15 protein-coding genes are annotated in these 13,520 nt (G+C 57.4%); 5 read left to right on the plus strand and 10 right to left on the minus strand.

The annotated features are described in order from the left end of the window. Window positions 1-7 precede the first annotated feature (7 nt). Entirely contained in the window at window positions 8-673 is a 666-nt protein-coding gene (locus UR504_RS00955) for a MarC family NAAT transporter (protein ID WP_302234977.1), read from the minus strand. A gap of 255 nt (window positions 674-928) precedes the next feature. On the opposite strand from UR504_RS00955, the gene marR reads away from it, so the two are divergent. The 3 genes from marR to marB are packed head-to-tail and all read left to right on the plus strand — an operon-like array spanning window position 929 to window position 2,017. Further along, the gene (gene marR, locus UR504_RS00960) at window positions 929-1,363 is read left to right on the plus strand and encodes a multiple antibiotic resistance transcriptional regulator MarR (protein ID WP_111964608.1); all 435 of its coding nucleotides are present in this window, start codon (window positions 929-931) and stop codon (window positions 1,361-1,363) included. A 21-nt stretch (window positions 1,364-1,384) separates the two neighbouring features. Then, the gene (gene marA, locus UR504_RS00965) at window positions 1,385-1,765 is read left to right on the plus strand and encodes an MDR efflux pump AcrAB transcriptional activator MarA (protein WP_008502237.1); all 381 of its coding nucleotides are present in this window, start codon (window positions 1,385-1,387) and stop codon (window positions 1,763-1,765) included. 33 nt (window positions 1,766-1,798) lie between these two features. Further along, entirely contained in the window at window positions 1,799-2,017 is a 219-nt protein-coding gene (gene marB, locus UR504_RS00970; protein WP_302234975.1) for a multiple antibiotic resistance protein MarB, read from the plus strand. Between the two features lie 32 nt (window positions 2,018-2,049). On the opposite strand, the gene eamA is transcribed toward marB, so the two are convergent. Next, window positions 2,050-2,955 carry an O-acetylserine/cysteine exporter gene (eamA, locus tag UR504_RS00975; protein WP_302234973.1) on the minus strand — a complete coding sequence of 302 codons (906 nt, stop codon included), beginning with the start codon at window positions 2,953-2,955 and terminating at the stop codon, window positions 2,050-2,052. A gap of 194 nt (window positions 2,956-3,149) precedes the next feature. On the opposite strand from eamA, the gene ydeE reads away from it, so the two are divergent. Beyond that, window positions 3,150-4,343, plus strand: a complete 1,194-nt coding sequence (ydeE, locus tag UR504_RS00980; protein ID WP_127730855.1) for an efflux MFS transporter YdeE — start codon at window positions 3,150-3,152, stop codon at window positions 4,341-4,343. A 46-nt stretch (window positions 4,344-4,389) separates the two neighbouring features. Here the strand turns inward: ydeE and zinT are convergent, their stop codons facing one another. The 8 genes from zinT to UR504_RS01020 form a co-directional block, all read right to left on the minus strand. Continuing rightward, the gene (gene zinT / locus UR504_RS00985) at window positions 4,390-5,031 is read right to left on the minus strand and encodes a metal-binding protein ZinT (protein ID WP_271367864.1); all 642 of its coding nucleotides are present in this window, start codon (window positions 5,029-5,031) and stop codon (window positions 4,390-4,392) included. 52 nt (window positions 5,032-5,083) lie between these two features. Beyond that, window positions 5,084-5,782 carry an urea ABC transporter ATP-binding subunit UrtE gene (urtE, locus tag UR504_RS00990; protein ID WP_111964612.1) on the minus strand — a complete coding sequence of 233 codons (699 nt, stop codon included), beginning with the start codon at window positions 5,780-5,782 and terminating at the stop codon, window positions 5,084-5,086. 9 nt (window positions 5,783-5,791) lie between these two features. Further along, window positions 5,792-6,589, minus strand: coding sequence for an urea ABC transporter ATP-binding protein UrtD (gene urtD / locus UR504_RS00995; RefSeq protein WP_302234968.1), 798 nt, complete (start codon window positions 6,587-6,589; stop codon window positions 5,792-5,794). Continuing rightward, entirely contained in the window at window positions 6,589-7,662 is a 1,074-nt protein-coding gene (urtC, locus tag UR504_RS01000; protein WP_115875044.1) for an urea ABC transporter permease subunit UrtC, read from the minus strand. Before urtC ends, urtD begins: the two co-directional genes overlap by 1 nt. Further along, window positions 7,662-9,236, minus strand: a complete 1,575-nt coding sequence (urtB, locus tag UR504_RS01005; RefSeq protein WP_302234966.1) for an urea ABC transporter permease subunit UrtB — start codon at window positions 9,234-9,236, stop codon at window positions 7,662-7,664. The genes urtC and urtB overlap by 1 nt, the downstream gene beginning before the upstream one ends. A 24-nt stretch (window positions 9,237-9,260) precedes the next feature. After that, complete coding sequence (gene urtA, locus UR504_RS01010; protein WP_047958573.1) at window positions 9,261-10,532, minus strand: urea ABC transporter substrate-binding protein; 1,272 nt, start codon at window positions 10,530-10,532, stop codon at window positions 9,261-9,263. Window positions 10,533-10,735: 203 nt separating this feature from the next. Continuing rightward, window positions 10,736-11,839 (minus strand): cobalamin-independent methionine synthase II family protein, encoded by a 1,104-nt coding sequence (locus UR504_RS01015; RefSeq protein WP_127730846.1) that lies wholly within the window; start codon window positions 11,837-11,839, stop codon window positions 10,736-10,738. Between the two features lie 156 nt (window positions 11,840-11,995). Next, the gene (locus tag UR504_RS01020; RefSeq protein WP_127730844.1) at window positions 11,996-12,409 is read right to left on the minus strand and encodes a rhodanese-like domain-containing protein; all 414 of its coding nucleotides are present in this window, start codon (window positions 12,407-12,409) and stop codon (window positions 11,996-11,998) included. Between the two features lie 73 nt (window positions 12,410-12,482). On the opposite strand from UR504_RS01020, the gene ftrA reads away from it, so the two are divergent. After that, window positions 12,483-13,490 (plus strand): transcriptional regulator FtrA, encoded by a 1,008-nt coding sequence (gene ftrA / locus UR504_RS01025; RefSeq protein ID WP_133294401.1) that lies wholly within the window; start codon window positions 12,483-12,485, stop codon window positions 13,488-13,490. The last annotated feature ends 30 nt before the right edge of the window (window positions 13,491-13,520 follow it).

Raw genomic sequence — 13,520 nt, forward strand, 5'->3', positions numbered from 1 at the left:
AATCACATCAATGATAGGTCTTAATAATCTCCAGCACGCCGTTAATAATAAACTGCACGCCCATACAGACCAGTAAGAAGCCCATCAGACGAGAAATCGCCTCGATACCGCCCTTGCCTACCCAGCGCATAATGGCGCCGGAGCTGCGCAGCGACGCCCACACGATAACCCCGATAATCGCAAAAATCAGCGGCGGTGCCACCGTCAGCACCCAGTCCGGGAAGGTTGCGCTGTCGCGCACCGTCGACGCGGAGCTGATGATCATCGCGATGGTCCCCGGCCCCGCCGTACTGGGCATGGCAATCGGCACAAAGGCGATATTCGCACTCGGTTCGGTTTCCAGCTCTTCCGATTTGCTGGTCGCTTCCGGCGACTCATGCGCTTTTTGCGCCGGGAACAACATGCGGAAACCAATGAAGGCCACAATCAGCCCACCGGCGATACGCAGGCCAGGGATGGAAATCCCGAAGGTATTCATCACCACCTGTCCGGCGTAATAAGCCACCATCATGATGGCAAAGACATACACCGAGGCAATCATCGACTGATGGTTGCGCTCGGCGCTGTTCATGTTCCCTGCCAGCCCGAGGAACAGCGCTACCGTCGTTAACGGGTTAGCCAACGGCAGCAAGACCACCAGCCCAAGGCTGATTGCTTTTATTAAATCCAACATAGTGCGTTGTCGTCCTTATCCATATTTAACACAGCAATTATAGGGGGAAAGTGTGACATTCAGCCATGGGCGTAACGTAACGATTATTTTCCTTCTGAAAAGATAACAGGAAGTTATCTCTATGATTTGAAACACCTTAAAAAAAGTTCATGAAACGTTTTAGCAATTCGTGGCATCGGCTGATTCATTCAGTTGACTTATACTTGCCTGAGCAATAATATCTGCCGTGACTAACTACTTGCCAGGGCAACCATTGTGAAAAGCACCAGTGATATCTTTAACGACGTTGTTCCGCTGGGTCGTCTTATTCATATGGTCAATCAGAAAAAAGATCGCCTGCTCAATGACTACCTGTCACCGCTGGATATCACCGCAACACAGTTCAAAGTGCTGTGTTCCATTCGCTGCGAAGTGTGTATCACGCCGGTTGAGCTCAAAAAGGTGCTCTCTGTCGATCTGGGTGCGTTAACCCGCATGCTCGATCGTCTCGTCTGCAAAGGATGGATAGAACGAAGCCCTAACCCGAATGACAAACGCGGCGTACTGGTGAAGCTAACCAGCGATGGCGCGGCCATGTGCGAGAAATGTCATCAATTAGTAGGACAAACACTGCATCAGGAACTAACAAAAAACTTAACGGCAGATGAAGTGGCAACCCTTGAGCTTCTGCTGAAGAAAATCCTGCCGTAAACAGAAAAAAGAGGTATGACGATGTCCAGACGCAATACTGACGCTATCACCATTCATAGCATTTTGGACTGGATCGAGGATAACCTGGAATCGCCGCTCTCCCTTGAAAAAGTGTCAGAGCGTTCGGGTTACTCCAAATGGCACCTGCAACGGATGTTCAAAAAAGAGACCGGCCATTCATTAGGTCAATATATTCGCAGCCGCAAGCTGACGGAAATTGCCCAGAAACTGAAAGAAAGCAACGAGCCGATCCTTTATCTGGCGGAGCGTTACGGCTTTGAATCGCAGCAAACCCTGACGCGTACTTTCAAAAACTATTTTGACGTGCCGCCTCATAAGTACCGAATCACGAGCGTGCCGGGCGAATCCCGATACCTGTATCCGTTAAAACACTGTAGTTAATTATCGCCTGTAACAGACGTAACCGAGGAAATCATGAAAGCTATCGCCTCCGCCGCCCTCGCCTTGCTGGTGCTGCTCTCCAGCCAGACCTTCGCGGAGCAAACCCCTCGTGCAACGCAGCAAAATAATCCTGATTCGATGATTTTGCCGTCAGCACATGACCAGTCGCCTTATGATTTCAACCACATGGGTGCTGGTAGCGACAAATCCGACGAATTAGGCGTGCCTTATTATAATCAGCACGGCTTCTGATTCGTTTTTGCCCCGCAGACGCGGGGCTTTTTTTATGCCTTTTCGCTTACCCGCGTCGCCCGACGCACCCGCAGACCAAAGACGTTAATATACAGCCCGGCCATGATCAGCACGGCGCCCAACAGCTGCAGCGCGCTCAGCGTTTCATCCAGCAATATCGCCGCACTGGCAAGTCCTACCACCGGCACCAGCAGGGATAACGGCGCGACGCGCCAGGTTTCATAACGCCCCAGCAGCGATCCCCAGATCCCGTAGCCCACAATGGTGGCGACAAAGGCCAGATAGACAAGAGAAAGGATCGTGGTCATATCAATGTCGACAAGGCTGTTCAGCATCACCGCCGGACCGTCCAGAATGCACGACGCCAGCAGAAACGGGATAACCGGGATCAGCGCACTCCAGACCACCAGCGACATCACCGCCGGGCGCGCCTCGTGCTGCATGATCAGCTTGTTGAAGATATTCCCGCAGGCCCAGCTCAGCCCCGCCGCCAACGTCAGCATAAACCCGAGCAGCGCCACGTGCTGACCATTCAGGCTGGCCTCGATCAGCACCAGCACGCCGAACACCGCCAGGGTGATCCCCGCCAGCTGTTTGCCCTGCAGGCGCTCGCCAAACACAAACGCCCCGAGAATAATGGTAAAGAACGCCTGCACCTGTAACACCAGCGAGGCAAGACCCGCCGGCATACCGAACTTGATGGCGCAAAAGAGAAACGCGAACTGGCCAAAGCTAATGGTCAGACCGTAGCCCAGCAGCAGTTTAAAGGGGATCTTTGGACGCGCCACAAAGAAGATGGCCGGAAACGCGACCAGCATAAAGCGTAAGCCGGCCAGCATCAGCGGCGGCATGTTGTGCAACCCCAGCTTAATGACCACAAAATTGAGCCCCCATACTACGACCACCAGCAAAGCCAGCAGCCCGTCTTTACGCGTCATACCCTGCCCCTGAATTATTAATAATTTGTTAACACTTCAAGGTAACAGAAAAAAGCACGCTGCGAGAAGATCATTAATTCTGGCAGGCAGCTGAAGCACTTAGGGATAAATCAGGCGCTATACAAGCCCCTTATGTCATGGTAATCCTGTTAACACACATCTAATAAAAGCATAAGCAACTGTCGGGCAGGAATATGAAACCATCTCTCAGGCGCTCAACCGCAGCGCTGCTGGCATCGTCTTTGTTGTTAACCATCGGTAGAGGGGCAACGCTGCCGTTCATGACCATTTATCTCACGCGCGTCTACAGCATGAGCGTTGAGAATATTGGTTATGCCCTGACCGTGGCGCTGACCATTGGCGTGGTATTCAGCCTGGGATTTGGCATTCTGGCCGATAAGTTTGATAAAAAACGCTACATGCTGATCGCGATTGTGGCGTTTATCGCCGGCTTTGTGGCGATCCCGCTGGTCAATAACGTCACGCTGGTGGTGCTGTTCTTTGCGCTGATCAACTGCGCCTACTCCGTCTTTTCGACGGTGCTGAAAGCCTGGTTCTCCGACGTGCTCACCTCCAGCCAGAAGGCGCGGGTCTTCTCGCTTAACTACAGCTTCCTGAACATTGGCTGGACGGTCGGCCCGCCGATTGGCACCCTGCTGGTGATGTACAGCCTGCAGCTGCCGTTCTGGCTGGCGGCCTTTTGCGCCGCCCTGCCGCTGGGCTTTATCCATTTCTTTGTACAGAAAAGCGTGGCGTTAGATACCGCAGAGGAGAAGACGCCGTGGCAGCCGTCGGTATTGCTGAAAGACCGCGCGCTGTTCTGGTACACGCTCTCTGGCCTGCTGGCGTCGTACGTGGGCGGGTCTTTCGCGAGCTGTATTTCACAATACGTTCTGGCCGCGCATGCGGACAGTGATTTCGCCGAAAAGGTGGTCGCCGTGGTGTTGCCCGTCAACGCCGCCGTGGTGGTGACGCTGCAATATGCGCTGGGCCGCAAGATCTCAGCCAGCAATATTCGCCCGCTGATGACCCTCGCCACCCTGTTTTTTATCCTGGGGCTGGGCGGCTTTATGCTCTCCGGGGAAAACCTGGTTTACTGGGGCATCGCTGCCGCCATTTTCACGCTGGGGGAGATTATCTATGCGCCGGGTGAATACATGCTGATCGACAACATTGCCCCACCGGGTATGAAGGCGAGCTATTTCTCCGCCCAGGCGCTGGGCTGGCTCGGCGCGGCGGCAAACCCGATGATCACCGGTATTATCCTGACCAATCTGCCGCACTGGTCCTTGTTTGCGATCATGATGGTCGCCATCGTCATGGCCTGGCTGATGATTCTGCGTGGGATGAGCGTGAAGGCCTGGTGCGAGTCACCCAAAGCGGCGTAGCGAATGCAGGCCGGGTAAGGGAAAGCCGCCACCCGGCAATAAAGCATCAGTGGTGCAACATCTCCTCCACCACCTGCTCTTTGTACATCTCATTCGGGTAATAGGTCGGCCAGTTATCCATCTCTTTCAGCAGTGCCTCGTGGGAGGTATTGCCCATGAAAATGTGGAAGTGCGAAGAGGCCTTCGGCCCGATGGTGTGGTCGCTGAACTGCACAAATTTCGGCGCCTTGCTGCTGGCGTCCTTACACTCAAACAGATAGCGAACGCCTTTCTTACCTGACGCGTAGGTCAGTATTTTGTAGCCGCTGTAATTATACTGACAGCGGCTGACCGCTTTGCCCTGATGGAATTCCATCACGTTATTTTCGATGCCGATGGCATCTACGTCCGTCGCATAGCCCGTGCGGTAGTAGGCTTTCACCTCGTCAAAGGATTTGCTTTTATCCTTCTGCGCTTTCTGCTTAAAGACCGGATCCAGCGAACCATCGAGCAGGAACGGATAGACCGACTGCCAGGTCCCGTCCCAGTCAGACAATGCTCTGTCCTTCACGTCCTTATCCTCAAACACGCCGTTCGCCGCCTTCTGTTCCGCTTCGGTCATCTGATGGCCGTGCGAATGAGCAAACAGCTGGCCGCTGACCAGCAGCGCCCCCAGAGTCATGGCAAATTTTCCAATATATTCAGCCAAGATAACATCCTCATTCCGTTTTATAAGAATGAGGATGTTATAATATAACATTTCAGATCGCAACCAGGCCGCGAACGCCCTCCTGCTCCATGTTTTCACCCCGCCCGCGCTGAATAATCGTGCCGCGCGACATCAGCAGATAGCTGTCGGCCAGCTCGGCGGCAAAGTCGTAAAACTGCTCCACCAGCAGGATCGCCATGTCGCCTCTGCTTGCCAGAGTACGGATCACGTGGCCGATCTCTTTAATAACGGAAGGCTGTATGCCTTCGGTCGGTTCATCCAGGATCAGCAGCTGCGGACGGCTCGCCAGCGCGCGACCAATCGCCAGCTGCTGCTGTTGCCCGCCGGAGAGATCGCCCCCGCGACGATGCTTCATCTCTTTGAGCACCGGGAACAGCTGCCAGATCTCCTCCGGCACCTGCTTCGCCTCGCGTGCGGAAAATCGCGACAGCCCCATCAGAAGATTTTCCTCTACGCTCAGGCGCGGGAAAATCTCTCGGCCCTGCGGGACATACGCCACGCCAGACTGCACCCGCTGGTGCGGTTTGCTATGGGTGATCGTTTTTCCCTGCCAGATAACCTCCCCGGTTTTGGCCGGGATCAGCCCCATCAGACACTTCAGCAGCGTGGTTTTCCCTACGCCGTTGCGCCCCAGCAGGCAGGTGACTTCGCCGGTTACAGCCTCAAAGCTGACGCCGCGCAGGATATGGCTGCCGCCGTAATATTGATTCAGTTCATTAACCTGTAACATCATCGCTCCTTAACGTCCCAGATAGACCTCAATCACCTGCTCGTTGGCCTGCACCTCGCGAAGTGAACCTTCCGCCAGCACGCGCCCCTGATGCAGCACCGTGACGCGATCGGCGATGGTTTCGACAAAGCCCATATCGTGCTCAACAACCATCAGGGAATGCTTGCCTGCCAGCGTTTTGAACAGCTCTGCGGTGTATTCGGTTTCCGCGTCGGTCATCCCGGCTGCGGGTTCATCCAGCAGCAGAAGATGCGGGTCCTGCACCAGCAGCATGCCGATCTCCAGAAACTGCTTTTGTCCATGGGAAAGCAGCCCGGCGCGGCGGTCGCGCTCGCCGGTCAGCCGAAGTAAAACCAGCATCTCATCGATCCGGTCGCGCTGCGCGCCGTTGAGTTTTGCCCGCAGGCTCGCCCAGACGGACTTATCGCTTTTCATCGCGATCTCCAGGTTTTCCCACACCGTCAGCGCTTCAAAGACCGTGGGCTTCTGGAATTTACGCCCGATGCCCTGGCGGGCGATGGCCGCAGGCTCCAGCGCTGTCAGGTCGATGGACTGGTCGTAAATCGCCCTGCCGCTCTCTGGACGCGTTTTGCCGGTGATGACGTCCATCAGCGTGGTTTTACCGGCCCCGTTGGGACCGATCACGCAGCGCAGCTCGCCCACGCCGATATTCAGCGAGAGATCGGTCAGGGCCTGAAATCCGTCAAAATTAACGTTAATGGATTCAAGCTGAAGTACAGGATCAGTCTGGTCCCGGTAGCGATCGCCGGGCAGCTGGCGGGTGAATAACCCTTCGGCTGGCTGCATTATTTTTCTCCCTTACGAAACAGTCCGTAGACGCCGCGCGGTAAAAACAGCGTAACGGCGATAAAAATCAGCCCCAGAAACAGCTGCCAGTATTCCGGCATCGCGACGGTGAAGAAACTTTTCGCCCCGTTCACCAGCGCCGCGCCAATCACCGGCCCCACCAGCGTGCCGCGCCCACCCAGCGCCACCCAGATGGCGGCCTCTATCGAGTTTGTCGGCGACATTTCGCCCGGGTTGATAATGCCCACCTGCGGGACATAGAGCGCCCCCGCCAGACCGCACAGCACGGCAGAGAGCGTCCACACCAGCAGCTTGAACCCGCGCGGATCGTAGCCGCAAAACGTCAGGCGGTTTTCGGCGTCGCGAACGGCGGTCAGAATGCGGCCAAACTTGCTCTTCGCCAGCGCAAATCCGCAGCCCAGGGCCAGGAGCAGCAACAGCACGGTCGCCAGAAACAGCGCGATACGAGTCGTCGTTTCCGTTACCGTAAACCCGAGCAGCGTGGTGAAGCCGGTAAAGCCGTTATTGCCGCCAAAGCCGGTTTCGTTGCGAAAGAACAACAGCATCCCGGCATAGGTCAGCGCCTGGGTCATGATCGAAAAATAGACCCCTTTGATCTTCGAGCGGAAGGCGAACCAGCCAAACACCAACGCCAGCAGCCCCGGCACCAGCACAATTAGCACCAGCGCCCAGGTAAAATGCTGGGTTCCCCACCAGAACCACGGCAGCTCGCTCCAGGAAAGAAACGACATAAACGCGGGCAGACCGTCACCCGCGGCCTGGCGCATCAGGTACATGCCCATCGCGTAGCCGCCCAGGGCGAAAAAGATGCCGTGCCCGAGAGAGAGCATCCCGGCGTAGCCCCATACCAGATCCAGCGCCACCGCAACGATGGCATAGCAGAGGATCTTGCCAGTCAGCGTCAGCATCCAGGTTGACAGCGCCAGCGGATGCGTCGCAGGCAGTAAGGCGAAAAACGGCAATATCAGCAAGCACACCACCAGCAGGCTGCCTGCAATATACGTAGTGCGTGGCGCTTTGCGCGCCAGCGTTAAGGTCAGCGGCTGGCTCATCAGTCAATCACCCTCCCTTTCAGCGCAAACAGCCCCTGCGGGCGTTTTTGAATAAACAGCACGATCGCCACCAGAATCACGATCTTGCCCAGCACCGCCCCCATCTGTGGTTCAAGGATTTTATTAAAGATCCCCAGACCAAACGCCGCGGCCACGCTGCCAGCCAGCTGGCCTACGCCTCCGAGCACCACCACAAGGAAGGAGTCGATGATATAGCCCTGGCCCAGCTCCGGCCCGACGTTACCGAGCTGCGATAACGCCACGCCGCCTAAACCCGCAATCCCGGAGCCAAGCCCGAACGCCAGCATATCGACGCGCCCTGTCGGTACCCCGCAGCAGGCGGCCATGCTGCGGTTTTGCGTCACCGCCCGCACGTTGAGCCCCAGACGGGTTTTATTCAGAATGAGCCAGGTAAAGAACAGCACCAGCAGCACGAAGCCCAGCACCACAATGCGGTTCCACGGCAGCGTCAGGTTGGCAAAAACCTGCACCCCGCCGGAGAGCCAGGCCGGGTTCGCCACCTCGAGGTTCTGGGCGCCAAAGGTCATGCGCACCAGCTGGATGAGCATCAGGCTGATGCCCCACGTCGCCAGCAGCGTTTCCAGCGGACGACCGTACAGATGACGGATCACCGTGCGCTCCAGCACCATTCCAATGCCCGCCGTCAGGCAGAACGCGACCGGCAAGGCGATAACGGGATAGAGCGCCAGCCACTGGGGCGCAAGCCCGGCCATCACCTGCTGCACCATCCAGGTGGCATATGCCCCCAGCATCAGCATCTCGCCGTGCGCCATATTAATGACGCCCAGCAGGCCGTAGGTGATAGCCAGCCCCAGCGCGGCCAGCAGCAGCACCGACCCGAGGGAGAGCCCCATAAACGCCTGGCCCAGCAGATCGCCCCACATCAGCCGATGCTGTATCTGGCTAAGACTCTCTCCTGCGGCCGCGCGCACGCCGCCATCCGGCTCAGTGTCTGGCTGGGTAAACGGAGTGAGCCTCGACTGTACGTCCGGATCGTCGGACTGACCTAATAGTTCGACGGCCTTGCGGCGCACTTCCGGCTGCGGGCTTGCCAGCTGGAGGTTCGCGACCGCCAGCAGCAGCGCCTGACGCGCCACGGCGTCCGTTTCATCGTTCACACGTTTTTCCAGAAAAGCGAGCATACCGGGCTGGGCATCGCGCTGCAGCTGACGCGCAGCCGTCCGCCTATCGGTGACACTGTCACTCACCAGCTGATGGGTGGCGATGGCGGTCGCAGCCAGCACGCGCAGCCGGTTCGTCAGACGAACGGCTTTGGTTGGCGCTTCTGCCGCACGGGCGTCCCCAAGCGACACCATTTGCCCGTTACGCTGCGCAAAGGCGTGCTTTTGACTGTCGGCATACAGATTTTCCTTCTGCAGGGACTGAAGCAGCGGAAGCCTGGCGGCATCCGGCGCGGCGGCCCACTGCGTCAACAAATCCGCCTGCTGGCTACGGCTGGCGGCAACAAAAAGATCGGCATCCGATGCCTGCACCATCCCTGGCAGCAGTCCGGAAAGCCATACAATAGCGATGAACATGCGCATGGCGTTCATGACGTTTCTCCCTGCGGTAATGGCTTAGTTGCTGGCGGTTTTCATCGGCTGGTCGGGCTTTTTGTCATTTCCGGCGATGAACGGGCTCCACGGCTGGGCGCGTACCGGCTGTTCCGTCTGCCATACCACGTTGAACTGGCCGTTACCTTCGATTTCACCGATCATGACCGGCTTATGCAGATGATGGTTGGTGGCATCCATGGTAAGCGTAAAGCCTGACGGCGCCTTAAAGGACTGACCGGCCATCGCCGCACGGACTTTATCCACGTCGGTAGTCCCCGCTTTTTCCACCGCCTGCGCCCACATATGGATGCCCACATAGGTAGCTTCCATCGGGTCGTTGGTCACCACGGTATCGGCGTTCGGCAGCTTGTGCGCCTTCGCATAGGCTTTGTAATCCGCGACGAAGGCCTGGTTGGTCGGGTTATCCACGGATTCAAAGTAGTTCCACGCGGCCAGGTTGCCGACCAGCGGTTTGGTGTCGATACCGCGCAGCTCTTCTTCGCCCACGGAGAACGCCACCACCGGCACGTCGGTCGCCTTCAGACCCTGGTTCGCCAGCTCTTTGTAGAACGGCACGTTGGAGTCGCCGTTGATGGTCGACACCACGGCGGTTTTGCCACCCGCGGAGAATTTCTTGATGTTGGCGACGATGGTCTGGTAGTCGCTATGGCCGAACGGGGTGTAAACCTCTTCGATATCCTTATCCTCCACCCCTTTCGAATGCAGGAACGCGCGCAGGATCTTGTTGGTGGTGCGCGGATAAACGTAGTCAGTACCCAGCAGGAAGAAGCGTTTCGCCGCGCCGCCGTCTTCGCTCATCAGGTATTCAACCGCCGGGATGGCCTGCTGGTTCGGCGCCGCGCCGGTATAGAACACGTTTGGCGACATTTCCTCGCCTTCATACTGCACCGGATAGAACAGCAGGCCGTTCAGCTCCTCAAAGACCGGCAGTACGGATTTGCGCGAAACCGAGGTCCAGCAGCCGAATACCACCGCCACTTTATCCTGGCTCAGCAGCTGTCGGGCCTTCTCGGCAAACAGCGGCCAGTTTGAGGCCGGATCCACCACTACCGGCTCCAGTTTCTTGCCCAGCACGCCGCCTTTGGCGTTGATCTCATCGATGGTCATCAGGGCGACATCTTTAAGCGGGGTCTCGGAGATAGCCATCGTGCCGGAAAGAGAATGCATGATCCCCACTTTGATGGTATCGGCCGCCTGCACGCCAAAACTCATTCCCATCGCCACGACGGACGCGGATAACGCAAAGGCTTTTAATAAGGTACGACGGTGCATATTTTCACTCCTGAAAAAGAACGCTGTGCGAAAACGTCCGTTACGGCGTGGACGCTGAAATAAATGTGTCAGCGAAGCAGGAGCAAAAAGAATGCCAGAATGGAGATAGCGCTATTTCCGGGAGGGGAGCGCAGGATGTAAAGAGAACGTCTCAGAATGGCACAGCGCTGCACTTTTATAATGCAGCGCTGAGGAGGAAGGTTTTACCAGACTTCGCTGGCGATCTGCGTCACCAGCCGGACTTTTTCCCACTGCTGGGTTTCGCTCAGGCTGTTGCCCTCTTCGGTCGAGGCAAAGCCGCACTGCGGGCTGAGGCAAATTTGCTCTTTCGCCACGTATTTCGCCGCCTCTTCCAGACGGGCTTTGATTCCCTCCGGATTCTCCAGCTCGCCGTTTTTCGTGGTGATAAGACCCAGCACCACCTGCTGCTTGCCCGGGCGAACAAAGCGCAATGGCGCGAAATCCCCGCTGCGGTCGTTATCGTATTCCAGGAAGAAGGCATCAACGTTGACCGTTCCGAACAGCACTTCCGCCACCGGCTCGTAGCCGCCTTCGGAAATCCAGGTGGAGCGGAAGTTACCGCGGCAGACGTGCAGCCCGATGGTCAGATCGTCCGGCTTGCCCTCCAGCGCCTTGTTCAGGACGCGGGCATAGATACGTGCAAGCTCATCGGCATCGTCGCCGCGCTCGCGGATCTGACGACGCTGATCGTCCGAACAGAGGTAGGCCCATACGGTATCGTCCAGCTGCAGGTAACGGCAGCCTGCATCATAGAATGCGCGAATCGCGTCGCGCCAGGTGGTCGCCAGATCGTCGAAATAGACGTTCAGGTCCGGATACACCGTCGCATCAATGTCTTTGCGACCGCCGCGGAAATGCAGCACGCTCGGGCTGGGAATGGTCATTTTTGGCTGGGCGTTACCGCTGATGCTTTTCAGATAGCGGAAATCGTCCAGCATCGGGTGCTCGCCAAAGCCCAGTTTGCCGGTGACGCGCACGCCGTGGGCTTTGGTTTGCACGCCGTTAAACTGGATGCCCTGCTGCGAATCGTAACGCTCAACGCCCTGCAGACCGTCGAAGAAGTCGAAGTGCCACCAGGCACGGCGAAACTCACCGTCGGTCACGACATGCAGGCCGCACGCGCACTGCTGCTCAACGACGTGGCGAATGGCTTCGTCCTCCACCGCGCGAAGCTGTCTCGCGTCAATCTCGCCGCTGGCAAATTGCAGGCGAGCCTGCTTGATGGCATCCGGACGTAAAAAACTGCCGACTACGTCGGCGCGGTACGGGGCGTGGTGTCGTTGCATGGAAATCTCCTCAGTCTGCCGGCAATAATTGCCCGCAGTGATAATTCATTATTTGAACTTTTAGACTTCTGGATGTCTAAATGTCCAAAAACAATGTCATACCTCCCCGGTGCCGGCAAACGAGAAAATTTCACGGGTCTTGAAAAAAATTCATCTTCACAGCGCGGCAGTGGTTTCGCTGCTTGCAAACGCGTAGCGTTCATCTTCCCAGCCGGTGACCCCACCGAGCATGATTTTGACCGGCAGCCCGAGACGCGCCAGCTTCAGCGCGGCTCTGTCCGCGCCGTTACAGTGCGGCCCCGCGCAGTAGACGACGAACAGCGTCCCTTCAGGCCATTGGGCCATGCGCTCAGCGGTCATCTGGCTCCACGGCATATGCAGAGCGCCCGGCACATGGCGACGGGCAAACTGCTCCGGGCTCCCCACCACGTGCAGCAAAACAAAGTCCTGCTCATTATTGGCGATGGCGTGATGCACATCGGCGCAGTCGGTTTCTACGCTCAGGCGACGCAGAAAATGGGTGACGGCTTCCTGCGGCTCGGCAGCCGGAAATTCAGTAACATAGCTCATGATCCTTCCTCATCTTTGGCGTTTGTGTTAACACTACTCTATCCAGAAATTCAGCACGTGAATGCGCTCGCTTATGCCAGAAAACAGCAAAAAGATGACAAACTTAAGACAAATTGCCCGCCCGCAGGTGGTGGTGCTGGCCTATGACGGCCTGTGTACCTTTGAGTTTGGCGTAGCGGTGGAGATCTTCGGTCTGCCACGTCCCGAGCTGGGCGATGAATGGTATCGTTTTGCGGTGGCGAGCGTGGATAGCGGTGAACTTCGGGCAACAGGCGGGATCCGTATCGTCACCGATGGTGATTTAAGCCTGCTTGCGTCTGCGGACCTGATTGTGGTTCCCGGCTGGCGTGGGCTGGACTCGCCGGTTCCGGACGCACTCAGCGAGGCATTACGTCAGGCCAGCGCGCGAGGATGCCAGCTGCTGTCCATCTGTTCGGGCGTATTTGTGCTGGCCGCTACGGGGCTGCTCAACGGGCGCAAAGCCACGACGCACTGGCGCTACATTGAGACGCTTAAAGCCCGCTACCCTGACATCGACGTGGTTGAGGATGTGCTCTACCAGGACGAAGGCGATATCCTGACTTCTGCAGGCAGCGCGGCGGGGATCGATCTCTGCCTTCACGTTGTACGAAGGGATTATGGAATGGAAACCGCTAACAGCGTGGCGCGGCGGCTGGTCATTCCCCCACACCGGGATGGCTCTCAGCCGCAACAGCTGAGCCGCCCGGTGGCGCAGCTGCGGGAAAGCCAGCGCCTCGGCCAGCTGTTTGATTTTCTGCACACGCATCTTACCGAGCCGCACAGCGTCGACTCGCTGGCGCGTCGTGTCGGTATGAGTCAGCGCACGTTTCTTCGTCGCTTCGAGGCGGCAACAGGAACGACGCCTGCCCGCTGGTTACTCAATGAGCGCCTGCTGCGGGCGAAAGATTATCTGGAAAGCAGTCGTTTAAGTATCGACAGCATCGCGGAACAGACCGGGTTTGGCCAGGCATCGACGCTGCGTCATCACTTTCGCCAGCAGTTCGCGATTTCCCCGGCCCAGTACCGCAAACAATTTTCTCATTCCGCTACAGCCCGCTGAGGCGTCAGTCTTTTGGTTTCGCAGGAATAC

The sequence above is a fragment of the Enterobacter sp. 241F3 genome, assembly GCF_034106785.1.
Lineage (GTDB): Bacteria > Pseudomonadota > Gammaproteobacteria > Enterobacterales > Enterobacteriaceae > Enterobacter > Enterobacter vonholyi.

Coding starts and splice junctions, on each gene's coding strand:
- eamA (WP_302234973.1), bottom strand. CDS start 2,955: ATGACGCGTAAAGACGGGCTGCTGGCTTTGCTGGTGGTCGTAGTATGG.
- urtB (WP_302234966.1), bottom strand. CDS start 9,236: ATGAACGCCATGCGCATGTTCATCGCTATTGTATGGCTTTCCGGACTG.
- ydeE (WP_127730855.1), top strand. CDS start 3,150: ATGAAACCATCTCTCAGGCGCTCAACCGCAGCGCTGCTGGCATCGTCT.
- urtA (WP_047958573.1), bottom strand. CDS start 10,532: ATGCACCGTCGTACCTTATTAAAAGCCTTTGCGTTATCCGCGTCCGTC.
- marB (WP_302234975.1), top strand. CDS start 1,799: ATGAAAGCTATCGCCTCCGCCGCCCTCGCCTTGCTGGTGCTGCTCTCC.
- urtC (WP_115875044.1), bottom strand. CDS start 7,662: ATGAGCCAGCCGCTGACCTTAACGCTGGCGCGCAAAGCGCCACGCACT.
- UR504_RS01015 (WP_127730846.1), bottom strand. CDS start 11,839: ATGCAACGACACCACGCCCCGTACCGCGCCGACGTAGTCGGCAGTTTT.
- ftrA (WP_133294401.1), top strand. CDS start 12,483: ATGCCAGAAAACAGCAAAAAGATGACAAACTTAAGACAAATTGCCCGC.
- UR504_RS01020 (WP_127730844.1), bottom strand. CDS start 12,409: ATGAGCTATGTTACTGAATTTCCGGCTGCCGAGCCGCAGGAAGCCGTC.
- urtE (WP_111964612.1), bottom strand. CDS start 5,782: ATGTTACAGGTTAATGAACTGAATCAATATTACGGCGGCAGCCATATC.
- urtD (WP_302234968.1), bottom strand. CDS start 6,589: ATGCAGCCAGCCGAAGGGTTATTCACCCGCCAGCTGCCCGGCGATCGC.
- marA (WP_008502237.1), top strand. CDS start 1,385: ATGTCCAGACGCAATACTGACGCTATCACCATTCATAGCATTTTGGAC.
- UR504_RS00955 (WP_302234977.1), bottom strand. CDS start 673: ATGTTGGATTTAATAAAAGCAATCAGCCTTGGGCTGGTGGTCTTGCTG.